17 protein-coding genes and 1 pseudogene are annotated in these 20,821 nt (G+C 70.8%); 11 read left to right on the top strand and 7 right to left on the bottom strand.

Going from position 1 to position 20,821, the window contains the following annotated elements:
* The first annotated feature begins 22 nt into the window (after positions 1 to 22).
* Complete coding sequence (locus AB0D59_RS29495) at positions 23 to 616, top strand: hypothetical protein (protein WP_362571586.1); 594 nt, start codon at positions 23 to 25, stop codon at positions 614 to 616.
* Between the two features lie 25 nt (positions 617 to 641).
* On the opposite strand, the pseudogene AB0D59_RS29490 reads toward AB0D59_RS29495, so the two are convergent.
* The 7 genes and pseudogenes from AB0D59_RS29490 to rhaI all read right to left on the bottom strand — a co-directional run bounded on the left by AB0D59_RS29490 (position 642) and on the right by rhaI (position 9,623).
* Positions 642 to 1,797 (bottom strand): annotated as a pseudogene (locus AB0D59_RS29490) (betaine/proline/choline family ABC transporter ATP-binding protein).
* Positions 1,798 to 1,850: 53 nt separating this feature from the next.
* Entirely contained in the window at positions 1,851 to 2,510 is a 660-nt protein-coding gene (locus tag AB0D59_RS29485) for an LUD domain-containing protein (RefSeq protein ID WP_362571583.1), read from the bottom strand.
* On the bottom strand, positions 2,507 to 3,985 hold the full coding sequence (locus tag AB0D59_RS29480; RefSeq protein ID WP_362571580.1) for a LutB/LldF family L-lactate oxidation iron-sulfur protein: 1,479 nt from the start codon (positions 3,983 to 3,985) through the stop codon (positions 2,507 to 2,509). Before AB0D59_RS29480 ends, AB0D59_RS29485 begins: the two co-directional genes overlap by 4 nt.
* Complete coding sequence (locus AB0D59_RS29475) at positions 3,982 to 4,737, bottom strand: (Fe-S)-binding protein (RefSeq protein WP_362571578.1); 756 nt, start codon at positions 4,735 to 4,737, stop codon at positions 3,982 to 3,984. Before AB0D59_RS29475 ends, AB0D59_RS29480 begins: the two co-directional genes overlap by 4 nt.
* 104 nt (positions 4,738 to 4,841) lie before the next feature.
* Positions 4,842 to 6,287, bottom strand: a complete 1,446-nt coding sequence (locus AB0D59_RS29470) for a rhamnulokinase family protein (RefSeq protein ID WP_362571575.1) — start codon at positions 6,285 to 6,287, stop codon at positions 4,842 to 4,844.
* Positions 6,284 to 8,323 (bottom strand): bifunctional aldolase/short-chain dehydrogenase, encoded by a 2,040-nt coding sequence (locus tag AB0D59_RS29465; protein ID WP_362571572.1) that lies wholly within the window; start codon positions 8,321 to 8,323, stop codon positions 6,284 to 6,286. The genes AB0D59_RS29470 and AB0D59_RS29465 overlap by 4 nt, the downstream gene beginning before the upstream one ends.
* A gap of 139 nt (positions 8,324 to 8,462) precedes the next feature.
* Positions 8,463 to 9,623 carry an L-rhamnose isomerase gene (rhaI, locus tag AB0D59_RS29460; protein WP_362571570.1) on the bottom strand — a complete coding sequence of 387 codons (1,161 nt, stop codon included), beginning with the start codon at positions 9,621 to 9,623 and terminating at the stop codon, positions 8,463 to 8,465.
* A 256-nt stretch (positions 9,624 to 9,879) separates the two neighbouring features.
* Between rhaI and AB0D59_RS29455 the strand changes: the two genes are divergently transcribed.
* The 10 genes from AB0D59_RS29455 (at position 9,880) to AB0D59_RS29410 (ending at position 20,821) form a co-directional block, all read left to right on the top strand.
* Positions 9,880 to 11,397, top strand: a complete 1,518-nt coding sequence (locus AB0D59_RS29455; RefSeq protein ID WP_362571568.1) for a sugar ABC transporter ATP-binding protein — start codon at positions 9,880 to 9,882, stop codon at positions 11,395 to 11,397.
* A 28-nt stretch (positions 11,398 to 11,425) separates the two neighbouring features.
* A complete protein-coding gene (locus AB0D59_RS29450) occupies positions 11,426 to 12,499 on the top strand; it encodes an ABC transporter permease (protein WP_362571566.1) in 1,074 nt (357 codons plus the stop codon).
* A complete protein-coding gene (locus AB0D59_RS29445) occupies positions 12,492 to 13,469 on the top strand; it encodes an ABC transporter permease (RefSeq protein WP_362571563.1) in 978 nt (325 codons plus the stop codon). Before AB0D59_RS29450 ends, AB0D59_RS29445 begins: the two co-directional genes overlap by 8 nt.
* A gap of 115 nt (positions 13,470 to 13,584) precedes the next feature.
* Positions 13,585 to 14,667, top strand: a complete 1,083-nt coding sequence (rhaS, locus tag AB0D59_RS29440; protein ID WP_362571560.1) for a rhamnose ABC transporter substrate-binding protein — start codon at positions 13,585 to 13,587, stop codon at positions 14,665 to 14,667.
* Positions 14,668 to 14,684: 17 nt separating this feature from the next.
* Positions 14,685 to 15,005 carry an L-rhamnose mutarotase gene (locus tag AB0D59_RS29435; RefSeq protein ID WP_362571558.1) on the top strand — a complete coding sequence of 107 codons (321 nt, stop codon included), beginning with the start codon at positions 14,685 to 14,687 and terminating at the stop codon, positions 15,003 to 15,005.
* 29 nt (positions 15,006 to 15,034) lie between these two features.
* On the top strand, positions 15,035 to 16,447 hold the full coding sequence (locus AB0D59_RS29430) for a BNR repeat-containing protein (protein ID WP_362571555.1): 1,413 nt from the start codon (positions 15,035 to 15,037) through the stop codon (positions 16,445 to 16,447).
* Positions 16,448 to 16,548: 101 nt separating this feature from the next.
* A complete protein-coding gene (locus tag AB0D59_RS29425; RefSeq protein WP_362571552.1) occupies positions 16,549 to 17,574 on the top strand; it encodes a LacI family DNA-binding transcriptional regulator in 1,026 nt (341 codons plus the stop codon).
* 97 nt (positions 17,575 to 17,671) lie between these two features.
* Positions 17,672 to 18,973: an alpha/beta fold hydrolase gene (locus AB0D59_RS29420; protein ID WP_362571549.1), complete on the top strand. Its 1,302-nt coding sequence runs from the start codon at positions 17,672 to 17,674 to the stop codon at positions 18,971 to 18,973.
* 110 nt (positions 18,974 to 19,083) lie between these two features.
* Positions 19,084 to 19,977: an RNA polymerase sigma factor SigJ gene (gene sigJ, locus AB0D59_RS29415; RefSeq protein ID WP_362571547.1), complete on the top strand. Its 894-nt coding sequence runs from the start codon at positions 19,084 to 19,086 to the stop codon at positions 19,975 to 19,977.
* A gap of 145 nt (positions 19,978 to 20,122) precedes the next feature.
* Positions 20,123 to 20,821 (top strand): NAD(P)H-binding protein, encoded by a 699-nt coding sequence (locus tag AB0D59_RS29410; protein WP_362571544.1) that lies wholly within the window; start codon positions 20,123 to 20,125, stop codon positions 20,819 to 20,821.

Genomic DNA, 20,821 nt, shown 5'->3' with positions numbered 1-20,821 from the left:
GGCGGGCGGTACGTTCCGGGGCATGGGGATCTATCTGGTGAGTGTCGCCGCGCAGGAGTGGTTCGAGGACGCGGAAGAGGGCGGCAAGGGCGCCGTCGCCTCGGCCCTGAACGAGGAGTTGCGGCGGCGCGGGCTCGCGCCGTACGAGTCCGTGCCCGAGGCAGCAGGTCTGGTGCGCGGCTCGGGGCAGTCGTTCGAGGAGAAGCTGGTGCCCTCCATGGACGGGTTCGGCGCGCTGTGCCGGGAACAACTGGCCCCGGGAGAAGTGGAGGTGCTGCTGGACTGGTCGGTGCTGGTGCCGGTCTCCCTCGACGGGGAGATCCGGCTGCCCCTCGAGTCCGCCTACACCGACGAGACGGTGATCGCCGGCGCTCCCGAGGTGCTCGCCCTCGCGGAGCGGCTGGCGGCGGCGATCCGGCTTCCCGTGGACGCGATACCGGAGGCCTGCGACAACCTCGATCTGACGATGTGGTTCCTGGAAGGCCCGGCCGAGGAAGCCGCCGCCGCCCGCCCCGGCCCGTGGGGGAAGGACCTGGACGCGGCCTTCTACGTTGCGCTGTACCTGCGGGCCGCGCAGCACTCACTGCGCCGCGGCTGCCCGATGACGTACAGCTGACGAACACCGGCCGGCACCCCGCCCGTCAGGCGTCGGAGACCGAGTCGAACGGCACCTGGCCTCGGGAGACGCCGCGCGCGTCCCGCGTCCACCGAGCGGCGCAGTGCCTCGTGCAGCTTGGCCGGGGTGAGCACGCCGAGGAAGCGCGAGCCGTCGAGGACCGCGACCCACCCCGCGTCGTGCTGGAGCATCACCCCGAACGCCTGCTTCAGCGGGGCGCCGACCGGCACCCACGCGGTCATCCGGTGCGCCAGGTCGCCGACGGTGCCGCCGGCCGCCAACTCGTCCCGGCCCACCCAGCCGTGCAGGTCGCCGTCCGGGTCCAGGACCACCGCCCAGCGGGCGCCCTCCGCCCGCAGCCGTGCGGCCGCGCTCTCGGCGGACTCGGCCGGGCGGGCGACCGGCGGCTGTTCCAGGTCGTCGGGCTGGATCTCGGTCACCGACAGCCGCTTCAGCCCGCGGTCCGCGCCCACGAACTCGGCGACATACGACGTGGCGGGCGTCCCCAGCACCGCACCCGGCGTGTCGTACTGCTCGATGCGTCCCTGCCCGTACACCGCGATCCGGTCGCCGAGCCGCACCGCCTCCTCGATGTCGTGGGTGACCAGCAGCACCGTCTTGCGCACGGCGGCCTGCATCCGGAGGAACTCGTCCTGCAACTGCTCCCGCACCACCGGGTCGACCGCGCCGAACGGCTCGTCCATCAGCAGCACAGGGGGATCGGCGGCGAGCGCGCGGGCCACGCCGACCCGCTGCCGCTGGCCGCCCGAGAGCTGGTCCGGGTAGCGCGGACCGAACGTCTTCGGGTCCAGGCCCACCAGGTCGAGCAGTTCGGCGGCGCGTTTGCGGGCCCTGGCCCGTTTCCAGCCGAGCAGGGCCGGGACGGTCGCGGTGTTGTCGAGGACCGTGCGGTGCGGGAACAGGCCCACCTGCTGGATGACATAGCCGATCCGGCGGCGCAGGTGCACGGGGTCGACCTGGGCGATGTCCTCGCCGTCGACGAGGATCCGGCCGGAGGTCGGTTCGATGAGCCGGTTGACCATCATCATCGTCGTCGTCTTGCCGCATCCGGACGGGCCCACCAGCGTGACGAGTTCACCCTCCGCCACCTCGAAGGAGAGGCCGTCCACGGCGGTCGTGCCGTCCGGATACCGCTTGGTGACCTGCTCGAACCGGATCATTCCCTCACGCTAGCCGCGCCCCTTACGGCCCGCGCGTCGAAGCGGCGGCACACCTACGAGGTGACCTCGGCGCTCGGCCGGTCGGCGCTGACCAGCACCACCTCCAGGGTGCGCGGACCATGCACCCCTTCGACCCGGTCCAGCTCGATGTCGCTGGTCGCGGACGGCCCGGAGATCCAGGTCAGCGGGCGCGCCGGGTCGAGGCGTTCGAGGGCCTGCGGCACGGAGGAGACGACCTGGTCCGGCACCCGGACGACACAGATGTGATGGTCCGGGACGAGCGTGATGCGGCGGCGGCCCTGGTCCGGGCCGCCGTCCAGCACGATCGTCCCGGTCTCGGCGATCGCCACCGCACACCCGGTGGCCACACTGCCGACCCCATCGAGCTGGTGCGGCGTGCTCTCGGCGCGATCCGGGAACACCTCGGCATCGGCCGCCGAGAGCCACTCCGGGTCCAGCCCCGCCGGTACGAGCACCGTCCCGGCCGCACGCTCGGCGACCAACCGGCCGATCAGGGCGGCCAGTTCGCTCTCCGCGCACCGATGTACGAGCGCCCGGTAGTCCGCCAGGTTCTCGGCGAGCAGCTCCACCGTCTCCGCGACGCTCCGCTCACCGTGCTCGCGCAGATACGCCCGCTCGAGCGGCGCGTCCTCGCCCGGCACCTCGGCCAGCGCGCGCCTCACCCGGCCCAGGATCCGCTCCCTGCTGCTCACTTCGCACCGCCCTTTCCGCCGTTGGTCCGCTGCCACCAGTCCCGGAACGGCTCCGCCGGTACGGCCGGCAGGTCCCGGGTCTCGCTCCAGGCCCTGCCCGGACCCGGCAGCGTACGGGGATGGAAGCGGCGGCTGCGGGAGGCGAGCCGCTGGCCGGTGCGCAGGGCGCCCGGGTGGGAGAACGCCCAGCGGGCCGCACGCATCGCCGCCCGCTCGGCCGCATGCCCCTTGGCGGGCTTGAGCAGCACCTTGTTGCCGTTCCGGACCGCCTCGCCGCCCTCCACGACCCGCTCCCGCAGATGCACCAGCACCTCGGGGATGTCGATGGCGACCGGGCACACCTCGTAACAGGCCCCGCACAGTGACGAGGCGTACGGCAGCGAGGCGTCGATCTCGCTCGCCGTCCCCCGCAGCTGCGGGCTGAGGATCGCGCCGATCGGGCCCGGGTAGACCGAGCCGTAGGCGTGCCCGCCCGCCCGCTCGTACACCGGGCAGACGTTGAGGCAGGCCGAGCAGCGGATGCAGCGCAGCGCCTGGCGGCCGACCTCGTCGGCCAGGGTGTCGGTGCGGCCGTTGTCGAGGAGCACCAGGTGGAAGGTCCGGGGGCCGTCCCCGTCGGTGGTGCCGGTCCACATCGAGGTGTACGGGTTCATCCGCTCGGCGGTCGACGAGCGGGGCAGGGTCTGCAGGAAGACCTCCAGGTCCCGCCAGGTCGGCACGATCTTCTCGATGCCGACGACCGAGATCAGCGTCTCGGGCAGGGTGAGGCACATCCGCCCGTTGCCCTCGGACTCGACCACGACCAGGGTGCCGGTCTCGGCGACCATGAAGTTGGCGCCGGAGATGCCGACCTTGGCGCGCAGGAACTTCTCGCGGAGGTGGAGCCGGGCCGCCTCGGCGAGTTCGGCCGGGGTGTCGGTGAGGCCCTCGGGCGCGGGGCGCCCCCACTCACCCATCTCGCGCCGGAAGATGTCCCGGATCTCCCCCCGGTTCCGGTGGATCGCCGGGACCAGGATGTGCGAGGGCCGGTCCTTGCCCAACTGCACGATCAGCTCGGCGAGATCGGTCTCGTAGGCCCGGATGCCCTCGGCCTCCAGGGCCTCGTTCAGCCCGATCTCCTGGGTGGCCATCGACTTGACCTTGACGACCTCCGACTCGCCGGTCTCCTTGACCAGTTCGGTGACGATCCGGTTCGCCTCGTCGGCGTCGGCGGCCCAGTGGACCGTACCGCCCGCCCTCGTCACCGCCTCCTCCAACTGGACGAGGTAGCGGTCGAGATGACGGAGCGTATGGTCCTTGATCTGTTTGCCGGCCTCGCGCAGCGCGGCCCAGTCGGACACCTCGGCGACCGCCTTGGCCCGCTTGGCGCGGATGGTGTGCGTGGCGTGGCGCAGATTCCCGCGCAGCGTCGGGTTGTTGACGGCCTCGTGCGCGGCCTTCGGAAAGGCCGGCATCCCCACATAGGTACCGCTCATACGGTCGGCTCCTCCTCCGTGCTCGCCAGGATCTCCGCGATGTGCACCGGACGCATGCCGGTGCCGAGCCGGGTCATGGTGCCGCCGATGTGCATGAGGCAGGAGTTGTCGGCCGCGCACAGCACCTCCGCGCCCGTCGACTCGGCGTTGCGCACCTTGTCGGCCCCCATCGCCGCCGAGACGTCGGCGTTCTTGACCGCGAACGTCCCCCCGAACCCGCAGCACTCCTCCGCCCCCGGCAGCTCCACCAACTCCAGTCCCTTCACGGCCTGGAGCAGTCGGCGCGGCCGCTCGCCGAGCCCCAGACTGCGCAGCCCGTGACAGGTCGGGTGATAGGTCACCTTGTGCGGGTAGTAGGCCCCCACGTCCGTCACCCCGAGCATGTCCACCAGGAACTCGGTCAGCTCGTACGTCTTCGGCACCACCGGTGCCAGTGCGATCGCGAGACCGCTCCCGCGTCCCTCCGCCCTGGCCCGCTCACCCATCCTCGGATACAGCTCCCGCACCATCGCCCCGCACGACCCGGACGGTGTCACGATCGCCTCGTACTCCCCGAAGACATCGGAGAAATGCCGGGCCAGCGGTTCCGTCTCATGGCGGTACCCGGTGTTGTAGTGGGCCTGCCCGCAACAGGTCTGGGCCATCGGGAAGTCGACCTCGACGCCCAGCCTGGTCAGGAGTTTCACCACGGCACGGCCCGTGTCCGGATAGAGCGTGTCGTTGACACAGGTCAGGAACAGGGCGACACGCATCGCGGCTCCTCGGGGTCGATCATCGGATGAGTGCTGGGGGTACCCTCGCACGCGTTAGCGTAGTGGGGGAGTAATGGGCCGGTGCGGTCGGCGGGAGCCCCGGTTCACCGCGTGGCGAGTCGGGCCTCGGCCGCCGCCCAGCGGGCGGTGTCGCCGCGCGGCGCGTACCGGGTGAGCGGCTGGGTGCGGGTGACCAGCCGCCGTATGTCGGCGAGGTCACCGACGAGACCGTGCGCACGGGCCTGGACCAGCACGTTCCCGAGGGCCGCCGCCTCCGTCGGACCCGCCACCACAGGCAGCCCGCAGGCGTCGGCGGTGAGCTGGCAGAGCAGCGCGTTGCGGGTGCCCCCGCCCACCACGTGCACCGAGTCCACCGGGTGATCGGCGAGTCGCTGCGCGTCGGTGACGGCCCGCCGGTGGGCGAGCGCCAGGGAGTCGAGAATGCACCGGGTGACCTCGCCGGGAGTCCGCGGCACCGGCTGCCCGGACGCCCGGCACGCCTCGGCGATCCGCTCCGGCATCCGGCCGGGGGCCAGGAACTCCGGGTCCCCCGCGTCCACCACCGAGCGCAGCGCCGGCACGGTGGCCGCCTCCCGCAGCAGCCTGTCCAGATCCGGGTCGCCCCAGGCCCGTACGGACTCCTGGAGCAGCCACAACCCCATGATGTTGCGCAGATACCGGACCGTGCCGTCCAGCCCCAGCTCATTGGTGAAGTTGGCGGCCCGGCTCTCCTCGGTCAGCACGGGCGCGGCCAGTTCGAGCCCGGCCAGCGACCAGGTGCCGGTGCAGATGTAGGCGAACCGCTCACCGACCGCAGGTACGGCGGCCACCGCCGACGCGGTGTCGTGCGAGCCGACGGCGGTCACCGGCACCGGCCCGGCCAGCCCGGTCTCCTCAAGGACCTCGGGCCGCAACACCCCGGCCTTGTCCCCGGGCCGCCGCAGCGGCGCGAACAACCCGAGGTCGATCCCCACTCGGTCCGCCACCTCGTACGACCAGTCGCGCGTCCGGGGATCGATCAGCTGGGTGGTGGAGGCATTGGTCAGCTCGGTGCCCTGCTCGCCGGTCAGCCAGTACGACAGCAGGTCGGGGATGAGCAACAGCCGCTCGGCATGGGCGTACTGGGCGCTCGAACGTGCCGCCACCAGCTGGTAGAGGGTGTTGAAGGGCGCGTACTGGAGCCCGGTGCGGGCGTACAGCTCCGCCGCCGGCAGGGTCGCCCACACCTTCTCGGCGATCCCCTCCGTGCGGGCGTCCCGGTAGTGCACCGGGTTGCCGAGCAGTGCCCCGTCGGCGTCCAGCAGCCCGTAGTCCACGGCCCAGCTGTCGAGCCCGACGGAGTCCACCCGGCCCGCTGCCCGCAGTCCCTCCAACACCCCGGTGTACAGGGCGAGTACGTCCCAGCGCAGCCCCTCCGGCACCCGCACCGGCCGGTTCGCGAACCGGTGTGCCTCGGTCAGCTCCAGCGAGTCGGGCCCGACGCGGCCGACCATGACGCGCCCACTGGACGCGCCGAGGTCGACCGCGGCATAGGACCTGGAACCGGTCATCGCAGGAACGCGGCCGCCACACCCGCGTCCACGGGTACATGCAGCCCGGTGGTGTGGGTGAGCTCCCCGCCCGTCAGCGCGAACACGGCGTTCGCCACATGCTCGGGCAGCACCTCGCGCTTGAGGATGGTCCGCTGCGCGTAGAACTCGCCCAGCTTCGACTCCTCCACCCCGTACACGGCGGCCCGCTGCGCCCCCCACCCGCCGGCGAAGATCCCGGACCCGCGCACCACACCGTCCGGGTTCACCCCGTTGACCCGGATCCCGTGCTCACCCAACTCGGCTGCCAGCAGCCGCACTTGGTGAGCCTGGTCGGCTTTGGTGGCCGAGTAGGCGATGTTGTTGGGCCCGGCGAACACGGCGTTCTTGGAGGCGATATAGACGATGTCACCGCCGAGCCCCTGGGCGATCATCACCCGGGCCGCCTCCCGCGACACCAGGAAGGAGCCGCGGGCCATGATGTCGTGCTGGAGGTCCCAGTCCTTGGCCGAAGTCTCCAGCAGGGGCTTGGAGATGGAGATCCCGGCGTTGTTGACGACGAGGTCGACCCCGCCGAAGGCCAGCACGGCGGCCCGGAAGGCGGCGGCGATCTGCTCCTCGTCCGTCACGTCGACGGTGACGGCCACGGCCCTGTCGGGCCCGCCGAGCTCCTCCGCGACGGCGGCGGCACCCTCGGCGTTGAGGTCGGCCACGACGACACAGGCCCCCTCGGCGGCGAGCCGGTGTGCGATCGCCTTCCCGATCCCGCTGCCGGCCCCCGTCACCAGCGCCACCCGGGTCGCCAGGGCCTTCGGCCTCGGCATCCGCTGGAGCTTGGCCTCCTCCAGCGCCCAGTACTCGATCCGGAACTTCTCCGACTCCTCGATCGGCGCGTACGCCGACACGGCCTCGGCGCCGCGCATCACATTGATCGCGTTGACATAGAACTCGCCCGCGACCCGGGCCGTCTGCTTGTCCTTCCCGAAGCTGAACATGCCGACGCCGGGCACCAGTACGATCGCCGGGTCCGCGCCCCGCATGGCGGGGGAGTCGGGCAGGGCGTGCCGCCGGTAGTAGGCGGCGTACTCCTCGCGGTACGCGGCGTGCAGCTCCTTGAGCCGGGCGATGACGTCGTCGAGGGGCGCGGCCGGCGGCAGGTCAAGGACCAGCGGCCGTACCTTGGTCCGCAGGAAGTGGTCCGGGCATGACGTCCCCAGCGCCGCTAGCCGCGGATGCTCGGCCCGGGCCAGGAAGTCGAGGACGACCTCGGTGTCGGTGAAGTGCCCGACCTGGGCCTTGTCCTGGGAGGCGAGGGCCCGTACATACGGCGCGAGCGAGGCGGCCCGTTCCCGCCGCTCGGCCTCCGGCAGCGTGCCGTACCCCGCGACGACGGGCCCGAAGGGCTCCGCCCTGCCGCGCTCGGCGAGGAAGGCCTCGGCGGTGCGGATGATGTGGAGCGAGTTGCGTTCACACTCCTCGGAGGTGTCGCCCCAGGCGGTGATCCCGTGCCCGCCGAGGACGCACCCGACGGCCTGCGGGTTGGCGGCCTGCACGGCCGCGATGTCCAGCCCCAGCTGGAACCCGGGCCGCCGCCACGGCACCCACACCACCGAGTCCCCGAAACATTCGGCGGTCAGCTTCTCCCCGTCGGCGGCACAGGCCAGCGCGATCCCGGAGTCCGGGTGCAGATGATCGACATGCGGGGCGTCGACCAGCCCGTGCATGGCGGTGTCGATGGAGGGAGCGGCCCCGCCCCTGCCGTGCAGGCAGTAGTCGAAGGCACCGACCATCTCGTCCTCGCGCTCGACGCCCCGATAGACACCGGCGAGCGCCCGGAGCCGGTCGAGCCGCAGCACGGCGAGCCCGGATTCGGTGAGGGTGCCAAGGTCCCCACCGGACCCCTTCACCCACATCAGCTCGACATCGCCCCCGGTGACGGGATCGGTGGCAGCGCCCTTGGCGGAGGCGTTCCCGCCGGCGTAGTTGGTGTTACGGGCATCGGCGCCGAGCCGATGGGAACGGTCGAGGAGGGAGGCGGCGGAGGGATGGGCGGGCATGGGAGATTCCTTACTTCTCGAAAGAGCGTGACTGCATTTCCCCAGGGGCGCGGGGCTGTATCGATGTGCGGCTCCGCCGCGTAGGCGCGACCAGCCACGACGGACCCGCAGTCCGCGACTCACAGATTCCGCTTGACGCTCACGCCCCCCACCCCGCCTGTTCCCCACCAACACGTTCGGCAACGATCGTCTCGGCCCACCCGGACCGGCGGTACGCCGCGAGAGGGTCGGGGTCCAAGCCCATCTCGGCCCGCACCTCCCGCAGCAACGGCCGCACATCCGTGTCATATGCATCCATCAGCACGGCATTCGCACCGAGCACGTCCCCCGCGGCCTGCGCGTCGGCCAACGCCCCCCGGTCCACCAGCAACGCCTTCGCCGTGGCCTCCTGCACGTTCATCACCGACCGGATGATCGCCGGGATCTTCGCCTCGATGTTGTGACACTGATCGAGCATGAAGGCCACCTCGGAGGTGAACCCGCCCCCGCCCACGACCTCGCACATGATCCGGAACAGCTGGAACGGATCCGCGGCTCCCACCATGAGGTCGTCGTCCGCGTAGAACCGCGAGTTGAAGTCGAAGCCCCCGAGCTTCCCCTCGCGCAGCAGTGTGGCGACGATGAACTCGATGTTGGTACCCGGCGCGTGATGCCCGGTGTCGACCACGACCTGCGCCTGCGGCCCCAGCTTCAGGCAGTGGGCGTAGGCCGTGCCCCAGTCCGGTACGTCGGTCGTGTAGAAGGACGGCTCGAACAGCTTGTACTCCAGCAGCATCCGCTGACCTTCGCCCAGCCGCGCGTACACCTCGGCCAGCCCTTCCGCGAGCCGGTCCTGGCGGGCCCGGATGTCGTCCTGCCCGGGGTAGTTGGTGCCGTCCGCGAACCACAGCTTCAGGTCGCGGGAGCCCGTCGCGTCCATGATGTCGACGCACTCCAGCAGATGGCCGACGGCCTTGCGGCGCACCGCCGCGTCCGGATGGCAGATGCTGCCCAGCTTGTAGTCGTCGTCCTGGAAGGTGTTGGAGTTGATCGCCCCCAGCTTCAGCCCCTGCTTCTCGGCGTGCCCGGCCAGGTCCGCGTAGTCGTCCACCTTGTCCCAGGGGATGTGCAACGCCACCGTCGGAGCGACCCCGGTCACCGCGTGGACCTGTGCCGCGTCGTCCAGCTTCTCCTTCGCCGAGCGTGGCACGCCCTGCTGGGCGAACACCTTGAAACGGGTCCCCGAGTTTCCGTACGCCCACGACGGCGTCTCGACGGCCTGGGTCTTCAGCGCGGCCTTCACCGCGGCGAGGTCGGTCACTTCGGGGCTCCTGGGGTATGAACGGTGAAACGATTCAGAACGGCAAAGTATGAGCCCCCCGAAGGGGTGTCAAGCACTCCGGCCAACCTGGTTCTCCGTGACTCCGTCGTGACCTTAGGCTATCGAAATTTTTTCGATACGGACCCATTGACGTGACATGCCCGTGGTGCCTACGGTCCCGGCAATCCAGTTGAAACCTTTCACGACGCCGTGGAGCCGGGGCCGACCGTCTCGCCGGTGTCGTCGAGGAGCCCCCATGACCCACCCGTCCGACACGGGACCGGCCCCGGTGCTGGCGCTGAAGGACGTCTCCAAGTCCTTCGGTGCCGTCCGCGCCCTGCGGGACGTCTCCCTGGAGCTGTTCCCCGGCGAGGTGCACGCCCTCGCCGGGGAGAACGGCGCGGGCAAGTCGACGCTGATCAAGACCCTCGCCGGGGTGCACCGACCGGACGCCGGTCAGGTGCTGCTCGACGGCGAGCCCGTCGTCTTCCACGGCCCCGGCGACGCCCGCGACGCCGGAATCGCCGTGATCTACCAGGAACCCACGCTCTTCCCCGACCTGTCGATCGCCGAGAACATCTTCATGGGCCGGCAGCCCCGGCGGACGCTGGGCCGGATCGACCACAAGGCCACCCGCGCGGCCACGGCCGCCCTGATGAAACGGCTCGGCGTCGCTCTCGACCCCGACCGCCCGGCCCGCGGCCTGTCCATCGCGGACCAGCAGATCGTGGAGATCGCCAAGGCGCTCTCCTTCGACGCCCGGGTCCTGATCATGGACGAGCCGACGGCGGCCCTCACCGGCAGCGAGGTCGCCCGCCTCTTCGGTGTCGTCCGCACCCTGCGCGACCAGGGCGCCGCCGTGCTGTTCATCTCGCACCGGCTCGAGGAGATCTTCCAGATCTGCCGGCGGGTCACCACGCTCCGGGACGGCGCCTGGATCGCCAGCGAGCCCGTCGACGGCATGACCGAAGACGACCTCGTCCGCCGGATGGTCGGCCGCGACCTGGACGAGCTGTACCCCAAACAGGACGTACCGACGGGTGAAGTCCTTCTCTCCGTACGCCGGTTGACCCGGGAGGGCGTCTTCACCGACGTCTCCTTCGAGGTGCGCTCCGGGGAGATCGTCGGCCTCGCCGGACTGGTCGGCGCCGGCCGCACCGAGGTCGCGCGGGCCGTGTTCGGCGTCGACCGCTGGGACGCGGGGGAGGTGGAGGTGCGGGGCCGCAAGCTCACCAACGGCGCCCCCTCCACGGCGATGGCCGCCGGGCTCGCCCTCGTCCCCGAGGACCGGCGCGCCCAGGGCCTGGTGATGGACATGTCCATCGAGCGCAACATCGGCCTGACCGGACTGCGGACGACCGTCAGGGCCGGCCTGATGGACCGGGGCGCCGAGCGCAGCCGCTCCCTCGACTGGGCGGTGAAGCTCCAGGTGAAGTACGCCCGGATCGCCGACACCGTCAACACGCTCTCCGGCGGCAACCAGCAGAAGGTGGTCCTCGCCAAGTGGCTGGCGACCGGACCGAAGGTGCTGATCGTCGACGAACCGACCCGGGGCATCGACGTCGGTACGAAAGCCGAAGTCCACCGCCTCCTCGGCGAGTTGGCCGCCGACGGGGTCGCCGTCCTGATGATCTCCTCCGACCTGCCCGAGATCCTCGGCATGGCCGACCGCGTGCTGGTGATGCACGAGGGCCGGATCACCGCCGAGATCCCGCGCACCGACGCCACCGAGGAAACCGTGATGGCCGCAGCGACCGGGAGGGCCGCCGCATGACGACCACCCCCATGGGGAGGGCCGCCGCATGACGGTGACCACCTCCGAACAGACCTCCGTCGCCGAGACGCCCGAGTCCAGCGGGACCCGGCTCGTCGACCGTGTCTTCAAGATGCGCGAACTCGCCATCCTGGTCGTCTTCCTGGTGATGATCGCCGTCACCCAGGCCGGCAACAGCGAGTTCCTCTCCGAGCAGGGCATCAAGGACCTGCTGCTCAACGCCACCATCCTGGTGCTGGTCGCCACGGGCCAGTCCCTGGTGGTGATCACCAGGAACGTCGACCTGTCCGTCGGATCCACGCTCGGCATCACCGCCTTCGCCGCCGGCGACTACCTGCACGGCGGCGGCAGCACGGTCGTCGCGATCGTGCTGGCCGTGCTGCTCGGCATCGGCTGCGGACTGCTCAACGGCCTTCTCGTCAGCCTCGGCCAGGTACCCGCACTCGTCGTCACCCTCGGCACGCTGTACATCATCCGCGGCGTCGACTCCATCTGGGTCGGCTCCCGGCAGATCACGGCCGCGGATCTGCCCGGCGGGTTCAACGACTTCGGCTCGGGCGGGCTGTCGGCCGTCCCCTGGCTCGCGCTCATCGCTCTCGCGGTCCTGGTGGCCACCGCCTACTACCTCAAGCACTTCGGCAGCGGACGGGAGTTGTACGCCCTCGGGTCCAACCCGGAGGCCGCCCGGCTGGCCGGTATCCCGGTGCGCAAGCGGATCCTCACCGCGTACACCTTCTGCGGCGGACTCGCCGGACTGGCCGGGGCGATGTATCTGGCCCGCTTCGGCAACGTCGACTCCGGCACCGGCACCGGCTACGAACTCACCGTCGTGAGCGCCGTGGTGGTCGGCGGCGTGGTCTTCACGGGCGGCTCCGGGAGCGTGTACGGCGCCGCGCTGGGCGCGCTGCTGCTGACCTCGGTGAACAGCGTGCTGCCGGCCCTCGGGGTCAGCTCCGTGTGGGTCCTCGCCATCAACGGCTTCCTGCTGCTGCTCGCCATCGCCGTGGACCGGGTCGTGGCGCTGCGGGTGGCGGCCGCGCTGAAGAAGAAGTCGGCCCTCAAGAGGACCGCGACCAGCAAGGAGAGCACCAGCCATGCCTGAGTCCTTGACGCGTGCGATTCGCTGGGACACCGTCGTCGGCGCCCTGCTGGTCGTTCTGCTGCTGTTCTCCTTCGGCTTCGTGGACGGCTTCGGCAACTCGCTCAACCTGTCGTTCCTGATCGGCAACACGCTTCCGATCGCCCTGGTCGCGCTGCCGATGACGCTGCTGGTCGTGGCCGGCGAGATCGACCTGTCGGTCGCCTCGACCGCCGGTCTGTCGGGCGCGGTCATGGGCAGGCTCTGGAACGAGGGCATGGCGATCGAGACGATCATCCCGCTGTGCCTGCTGCTGGGGGTGGTCTGCGGGCTGGTCAACGGGCTGTTGGTGACCCGGCTGGGCCTGCCGTCGCTGGCCGTCACCATCGGCACGCTCGCGGCCTACCGGGGCATCGCGCAGATCGTGCTCGGCTCGGACGCGGTCACCGACTTCCCCACGCAGTACCTCGACTTCGCGGCCGGGCGGCTCGGCAGCACGTTCCTGCCGCGGGCTTTCCTGCCGTTCCTGGTGCTGCTCGTGATCGCCGTGGTGGTGCTGCACGCCACGCCGTTCGGGCGGTCGCTGTTCGCGGTCGGGGCGAGCGAGGAGGCGGCGCGGTTCGCGGGGATCCGAGTGAAGCGAAACAAACTGATCCTGTTCGTCGCCACCGGGTTGATGGCGTCCTTGACCGGGATCTTCTGGGCCCTGCACTACGCGAGTGCGCGGTACGACAACGCGACGGGGCTCGAACTGAGCGTCGTGGCCGCGGTGTTGCTCGGCGGCATCGACTTCGACGGGGGCAAGGGGACGCTCGGCGGGGCCGTTGCCGGGGTGTTTCTGCTCGGGGCGTTGCAGAACGTCATGAGCCTGCTCAATGTGTCCGCGCAGTCCCAGATCGTCGTGACCGGTGTGTTGCTCGTCGTCTCGGTGCTCGGCCCGAGGGTTGCCAAGCAGATCTCCCTCGCACGGCACAAGGCTGCCAAGGCCGTCTGAACACTGCGGGTTGTGTGTGGTTGATCGCGCCCACGCGGCGAAGCCGCAAATGAAATACAGTCCCGCGCCCCCAGGAGGGGGCGCTTCCACCGCCCCTACTTCAAAAGGAACCCTCATGCGTAAGTCATCCCTCCGGCGTGCCTGTGTGACCCTCGCGGCCGTCTCCGCCCTCTCTCTCGCCGCCACCGCCTGCGGCGGTACGACCAAGAACAACTCCGGCGGTGACGAGTCGGCGGCGGCCACCTCGACCGCCAAGGCCGATCCGAACGCCGCACTGAAGAAGGGGCTGACCGTCGGGTTCCTGCCCAAGCAGGTCAACAACCCCTACTTCACCTCCGCCGACAAGGGCGGCGAGAAGGCGCTCACCGAGCTGGGCTCCAAGTACAAGGAGGTCGGGCCCTCCAGCGCCACCGACACCTCCGGGCAGGTCTCCTACGTCAACACCCTCACCCAGCAGCAGGTCAACGCCATGGCCGTGTCCGCCCAGGACCCCGGCGCCCTGTGCACCGCCCTCAAGCAGGCCATGAGCAACGGGATCAAGGTCGTCACCTACGACTCCGACACCAACGCCGGCTGCCGCAACGCCTTCGTCTCCCAGGCCAGCGCCGAGGACCTCGGCCGTACCGAGGTGCAGCTGCTCGCCGAGCAGATCGGGTACAAGGGCGAGATCGCGATCTTGTCCGCCGCGCAGACCGCGACCAACCAGAACACCTGGATCGGGTTCATGAAGGAGGAGCTGAAGGACCCGAAGTACAAGAACGTCAAGCTGGTCAAGGTCGCCTACGGCAACGACGACGCCCAGCAGTCCTTCCAGCAGACCCAGGGCCTGCTCCAGCAGTACCCGAACCTCAAGGGGATCATCTCCCCGACCACCGTCGGCATCAAGGCGGCCGCCCAGTACCTGTCCGGCTCCAAGTACAAGAGCAAGGTCAAGCTGACCGGGCTCGGCACGCCCAACGACATGCGGCAGTACGTCAAGAACGGCACCGTCGACGGCTTCGAGCTGTGGGACCCGGCCAAGCTCGGCGACCTCGCCGCCCGCACCGCCGTCGCCCTGGCCTCCGGCCAGATCACCGGCAAGGAGGGCGAGACCTTCAAGGCCGGCTCCGCCACGTACACCATCGGCAAGGACGGCGTGATCAACCTCGGCAAGCCGACCGTGTTCGACGCGAAGAACATCGACCAGTTCAACTTCTAGGATCCAAAGGGGTGTTGATGCAGCGGGTCTGTTTCCTCCTCAAGGTCCGGCAGGACCGCGTCGCCGAGTACCGCGAACGCCATGCCGCCGTGTGGCCCGAGATGCGCGAGGCGCTCTCCGCCACCGGCTGGCACAACTACTCGCTCTTCCTGCGCGACGACGGCCTGCTGGTCGGCTATCTGGAGACCGAGGACTTCGAGGCCGCCCGGGCCGGGATGGAGGCCACCGAGGTCAACGCCCGCTGGCAGACCGAGATGGGGCCGTTCTTCGAGTCGTTGGACGGCACCCGGCCCGACGAGGCGATGAAGCCGCTGACCGAAGTGTTCCACCTCGCCTGACGACCCGTCCCCTCGCCCAGGAGCCGCTCATGAGACGCCGTACCGTGCTCACCACCGCCATACTGGCCGGTGTGGCAACGCCGGGCATCGCACGGGCCGCCGACCCCGGCCCGTCCGTCACCAAGAAGAGCACCAGCCAACTCGACGCCCAGGCCGTCTTCTTCGTCTCCTACGACGGCCTGGTCAACAACAACTCCTTCCAGAAGAACGGCCTGTTCACCTACCGGGGCTACCAGTACGCCGGCTGGTACACCTCGACCGGCGCCGCGGTGATCGGGCGCCGGGCGCCGGGCGGGTCGTCATGGGCGACCGTCACCCTCGCCCACCGGCTCAAGGCCGACGACTCCCACAACGTCATCTCCATGGGCGTCTCCAGGGTCGACGGCCGCCTCCACATCACCATGGACTCCCACAGCGACGGCTTGTTCTACGTGAAGTCGGCCGCCGGGCTGCTGGACAAGCCCGGTTCCACGGCGTGGACGTCGGCCGTCTTCGGAGCCGTACAGACATCGCTGGACGGGGTGTCGCCGACCCCGCAGTTCACCTACCCGCAGTTCATCTCCACGCCCGAGGGGAGGCTTCAGCTGAGCTACCGGGTGGGGATCTCCGGGAACGGCCGCAACGCCCTCGCCGAGTACGACGGTTCGCGGTGGACCGTGCTGGGGGAGTGGTCCGGGGCCGGCGGGACGTACACGAGCGAGCACGGCTCGTCGACCGCCCGGAACATGTATCTGCACGGCATCGACTACGACGTGAACGGGCGGCTGCACGCCTTCTTCACCTGGCGGGAGCAGAGCGGCGCCGTGATGTGCAACAGCGGCGGCATCACCAACCACGACACCGGCTACGTCTACTCCACCGACCGCGGCCGCACCTGGCGCGACGACGCCGGCGCGCTGGTCGCCACCACCGGCACCTCGGACACGGTCGCCGTCACCGACCCGGGTCTCGTCGTCGACCCGCTCGACCCGGACCACTCCCTGATGAACCAGGAGAGCCAGTGGACCGACTCCGCCGGCCTCCCGCACGCGATCATCAGCTACGTGCCCGGTCGCTTCGGCCAGTGCACCACGGACTACGTCGGCGACCGCACCGCCGACGGCCGCGCCTTCCACGTCCGCAAGAACTCCTCCGGCACCTGGCAGAAGACCGAGATCCCGGTCGCCCTGAACTCCAGCCAGCGCACCAAGCTGGTCCTGGACAGGTACGACAACGCCTACGCGGTGTTCCCGTTCGGCCGGATCGCCGGTGCGTCCAAGGCCTCCGGGTACACCGACTGGACACTGCTGTACGACGGCAGTGAGCTGAACGCCTTCGGCGAGGTCGTGATCGACGAGATGCGGGTCGGCGCGGACCACGTGCTGTCGTTCATGTACCAGGAGAAGTCGAGCGGTACGACGCCCTCGGCGCTCCATGTCGTCGACTTCGCCCTGCCCGGCTGACCCGGGCCGGTGCCCGAGGCATGTCGTAATGTGAAGCCCTTCCGGATGTGCCCTTCCTCGCTGTGAAGGTGCCTTCCACTGTTCCCTGGAGGTCTCGCCCGATGGCCCAGTCGGTGGGTATCAAGGACGTCGCCCGCGCCGCCGGAGTCTCGGTGGGCACGGTCTCCAACGTCATCAACCGCCCGGACACCGTCGCCGGCGAGACCCGGGCGCGGGTGCAGTCGGCGATCGACCGGCTCGGTTACGTCCGCAGTGAGTCCGCGCGTCAGCTGCGCGCGGGCCGCAGCCGGATCATGGGCCTGCTCGTCCTCGACATGGGCAACCCCTTCTTCGTGGACGTGGCCCGGGGCGCCGAGCGGGCGGCGCGGCAGGCCGGGGTCGGTGTGATGGTCTGCAACAGTGCCCAGAACGCCGGTGAGGAGGCCGACTACCTCGCGCTCTTCGCCGAACAGCGGGTGCGCGGCGTCCTGCTCACCCCGGCGGACGCCACCGGCCGCAACATCGAGGCCTTCCGCCGGCACGGCATCCCCTTCGTGCTGGTCGACCGGGTCGCGGAGGGCACCACCGAGTGCTCGGTGAGCGTCGACGACGTGGCGGGCGGGGCTCTCGCGGTCCGCCATCTCGTCGACGCCGGGCACCGGTCCATCGCCTACGTCAGCGGGCCGCCCGGGCTCAACCAGGTCCGCGACCGGCGCACCGGTGCCCTGAACGCCCTCGCCGAGGCGGGCCTTGGACCCGACGCGCTGCGCGAGCTGCCGACGGAGCGGCTCGACGTGTCGGCCGGACGGGACGCGGGGGCCCGGCTGCTCGGCCTCGCCGACCGGCCCACCGCCGTGTTCTGCGCCAACGACCTGCTCGCCCTCGGCGTCCTCCAGGCCATGTACGCGGCCGGGGTGATCGTCCCGGACGATCTGGCGATCGTCGGCTACGACGACATCGAGTTCGCCGCCGCGGCCGCCGTACCGCTGACCTCCGTCCGTCAGCCGGCCGTCACCATGGGCGCCATGGCGGCCGACCTGCTGCTGGAGGAGACCGAGGAACACGAGGGGCAGACGGCCCACGAGCATCGCCGGGTGGTGCTCCAGCCGGAACTGGTGGTGCGCCGCTCCAGCCTCGCCGCCCGCTGATCGGCTATTCAGTAACGATTTCATGATCCCGGGGGCGAACGGGCCCCGGACGTGTGCTGAACTGGGTCGCGACCGTCCGTCCGTCCCGGGAGAATCGTTGAGCCTCAGCTACCGCCAGCCCGGCGTCGTCCTCACCGACCGCCATTTCACCGTCCCTCTGGACCACGCGGACCCGGACGGCGAGACCATCGAGCTGTACGCCCGGGAGGCGGTCGCGAGCGACAAGGCGGACGAGGAACTGCCCTGGCTGCTCTATCTGCAGGGCGGACCGGGATTCGGGGCGAATCGTTTCGTCGGACGGCAGGCCTGGCTCGACCGCGCCCTGCGGGAGTACCGCGTGCTCCTCCTCGACCAGCGCGGCACCGGCCGCTCCACCCCGGTCAACCGGCAGACGCTGCCGCTGCGCGGCGGCCCGGCCGCCCAGGCCGACCACCTGGCCCGCTTCCGCGCCGACTCGATCGTCCGGGACTGCGAGGCGATCCGCCCACAGGTCACCGGCGGCGCCCCCTGGACCACCCTCGGCCAGAGCTTCGGCGGCTTCTGCACGGTGACGTACCTGTCGTTCTTCCCGGAAGGCCTCAGGACCTCCCTCATCACCGGTGGCCTGCCGTCCCTGGACGCGCACGCCGACGACGTCTACCGGGCCGCCTACCCGCGCGTCGAACGCAAGGTCACCGCGCACTACGACCGCTACCCGATGGACGTCGAGCGGGCCCGGCGGATCGCCGAGTACCTCCTCGACCACCAGGTGGTCCTGCCGAACGGCTACCGGCTCACCGTCGAGGCGTTCCAGTCGCTCGGCCTGATGCTGGGCACGAGCGACGGCAGCCACCGCCTGCACTTCCTCCTGGAGGACGCCTTCGTCCGCACCGCGTCCGGCCCCGAACTCGCCGACGCCTTCCAGGAGCAGGTCCAGGGACTGCTGTCGTACGCGAGCAACCCGCTGTACGCCCTGGTCCACGAGCCGACCTACGGCCAGGACACCCGCCCCACCGCCTGGGCGGCCGAGCGGGTGCGCGCCGAGTTCCCGCAGTTCGACGCGGCCAAGGCGCTCGCCGACGACGCCCCGGTGCTGTTCACCGGCGAGACGGTCCACCCCTGGATGTTCGAGACCGACCCCTCCCTGCGCCCGCTGCGCGAGACCGCCGCACTGCTCGCCGCCCGCACCGACTGGCAGCCGCTGTACGACCCGGCCCGGCTCGCCGCGAACGAGGTCCCGGTCGCCGCCGCCGTCTACCACGACGACATGTACGTCGACGCCGGGCACTCGCTGCGGACCGCCCGGGCCGTCCGGGGCCTGCGTACCTGGGTCACCGACGAGTTCGAGCACGACGGACTGCGCGCCGGTGCCCCGCGGGTCCTGGACCGGCTCCTCGCGCTCGTCCGCGACGAGGTCTGAGGCCGCGACGGAGAATGCGGACAGGGTGTGTCCGCACCTCCTGGTAAGACAGTGCGTGGGGAGGACGCCCGGCCATCGCCGCGCGCCCCGGCCGACGAACGGGGAGACGGATGAACGACACGGAACTGCTGGCCCGCCGCTTCGAGGAGCACCGCGACCGGCTGCGCGCGGTGGCCTACCGGATGCTGGGCTCGCTCGCCGAGGCCGAGGACGCGGTCCAGGAGGCCTGGTTCAAGCTCGGCCGCACCGACGCGGCCGAGATCCGCAACCTCGGCGGCTGGCTGACCACGGTGGTCGGCCGGGTCTGCCTGGACATGCTGCGCTCCCGCACGGCCCGGCGCGAGCAACCGATCGACGAGACGTTCGTCCCGGACCCGGTGGTCAGGCCGTTGTCGGAGGTGGACCCCGAGAAGGAGGCGGTGGAGGCCGACTCCGTGGGGATCGCCCTGCTGATCGTCCTGGAGACGCTGGAGCCCGCCGAGCGGCTGGCGTTCGTGCTGCACGACATGTTCGCGGTGCCCTTCGACGACATCGCGCCGATCGTGGAACGCGGTGCGGCGGCGACCCGGCAGCTGGCCAGCCGGGCCCGCCGCCGGGTGCAGGGTGCCACCCCGTCGGCGGACCCCGACCTCGGCCGGCAGCGCCAGGCACTGGACGCCTTCCTCGCCGCATCCCGTGGCGGTGACTTCGAGGCACTGGTCGCGGTGCTCCACCCCGATGTGGTGCTGCGGGTGGACTCGGGCGCACTGGTGCGCGGAGCGGCAGCCTCCAAGGTGCTGCGCGGGGCCCGGTCGGTGGCCGAAGGGGCGTTCGCCTTCCGGCAGTTCTCGGTCTGGTCGCGGCTCGTGCTCGTCAACGGCACGGTCGGCGTGGTCACCATGCCCGAGGGGCGCCCGCTCTCGGTCACGGCGGTCACGGTCGCCGACGGCCGCATCACCGAGATGTACATCCTCGCCGACCCGGCGCGGCTCGAACACCTGGACCTGCCCGCCCAGGAGATGTGATCCACGTCCCACCCGGCGGCGGGATGTCACACTCGCCGCCGCCGGGCCCCTCCCAGATGCAGGACCAGTCGAACGACTGCACCGGACGCCCCCCCCGGGCCACCGGCAAGGTCGTTCGCGGAGACTGCAGGAGAGGGGAAGACACGTGAATCTCGTCGTATTCGGGGCGAACGGACCGACCGGGCGGCAGGTCACCGCGCAGGCGGTCGCCGAAGGCCACACGGTCACCGCCGTCACCCGCCACCCCGAGGAGTTCCCGCTCAGGGACCCGCGGCTGCGGGTGGCCGGCGCGGATGTGCTCGACCCCGACGCGGTGGAACGCGCCGTGGCCGGGCAGGACGCGGTGATCTCGACGCTCGGGGTGCCCTACAGCCGAAAGCCCGTCACCGTGTATTCGCAGGGCATCACCCGCGTCACGCAGGCCATGACGAAGCACGGCGTCCGGCGCCTGGTCTGTGTGAGTTCGACCGTGCTCTTCGGTGTGGCGGCACCCGGTGAGACCTTCCTCTTCCGGAAGGTGCTCGAACCCTCCATCGCGCGCACCGTAGGGCGCACCGTGTACGAGGACATGCGGCGCATGGAGGAGATCGTGCGGGACGGCGATCACCGGTGGACCGTCGTCCGGCCCGCCGGTCTCTTCGACACGGACGCCGTCAGCCCCTACCGGGTCGCCACTTCGCGCCTGCCCGGCCGGTTCACCTCGCGCGCGGATCTGGCAAACGCGCTGCTGCGTGAGGCGGTCGACGACCGTCATGTGCACGCCTTCGTCGACGTCCGCACCTCGGAAGGTGTTCCGAGCATCCTCGACGTCATCCGCAAAGAGGCGTTCGGGGGCAGGAAGTGA

The sequence above is a fragment of the Streptomyces sp. NPDC048417 genome (assembly GCF_040651615.1).
GTDB lineage: Bacteria > Actinomycetota > Actinomycetes > Streptomycetales > Streptomycetaceae > Streptomyces.
Note: the sequence above shows the minus strand (reverse complement) of the source record. Positions and strands in the feature narration are given on the sequence as shown.